We start from the raw sequence: 878 nt of genomic DNA, 5'->3' as shown, positions 1-878 counted from the left end.
TCGCGGCGGCCGACGGTGCCGGTGGCTGGATCGTGACCAACGGCGGTGCGGGTCCGGACTTCATCCCGACCTGGGCGAACCAGCCCGGGGTGCGGATCGTGGCGGGCGACTTCAACGGCAACGGGTACACCGACATCGCGCTCGTGCGGCAGACGCCGGGGTGGGGGTCGATCCCGGTGGCGTTCTCCGACGGGGCCGGGAACTGGACGATCACGAACGGTGCCGCGGACCCCGACTTCATCCCGTCGTGGGCGAACCAGCCGGGCGTGAAGATCGTGACCGGTGACTTCAACGGCAACGGGCTGACGGACATCGCCCTGGTCCGCCAGACGCCCGGGTGGGGGTCGATCCCGATCGCGTTCGCCGACGGGGCTGGTGGCTGGACGATCACGAACGGCGCGGCCGGGCCGGACTTCATCCCGTCGTGGGCGAACCAGCCCGGGGTGCGCATCGTGACCGGCGACTTCAACGGCAACGGGCTCACCGACATCGCGCTCGTGCGGCAGACGCCCGGGTGGGGGTCGATCCCGATTGCGTTCGCCGACGGGGCCGGCGGCTGGAACATCACCAACGGTGCCGCGGACCCCGACTTCATCCCGTCCTGGGCGAACCAGCCGGGCGTGAAGATCGTGACCGGCGACTTCAACGGCAACGGCCTGACCGACATCGCGCTCGTCCGCCAGACACCCGGGTGGGGGTCCATCCCGGTGGCCTTCGCCGACGGCAACGGTGGCTGGAACATCACGAACGGCGCGGCCGGGCCGGACTTCATCCCGTCCTGGGCGAACCAGCCGGGGGTCAAGCTGATCACCGGGGACTTCAACGGCAACGGCCTGACCGACATCGCGCTCGTCCGGCAGACGCCGGGCTGGGGGTCG

The 878-nt window shown here is 71.0% G+C and carries 1 protein-coding gene; it reads left to right on the top strand.

What is annotated here, in order from left to right:
• Positions 1 to 878 (top strand): FG-GAP-like repeat-containing protein (locus Cch01nite_RS22585; RefSeq protein ID WP_203758770.1); only part of this gene is annotated, 878 nt, incomplete at both ends.

Source organism: Cellulomonas chitinilytica (assembly GCF_016862675.1).
Classification (GTDB): domain Bacteria; phylum Actinomycetota; class Actinomycetes; order Actinomycetales; family Cellulomonadaceae; genus Cellulomonas; species Cellulomonas chitinilytica.
This window is presented reverse-complemented; position numbering and strand designations above follow the sequence as displayed.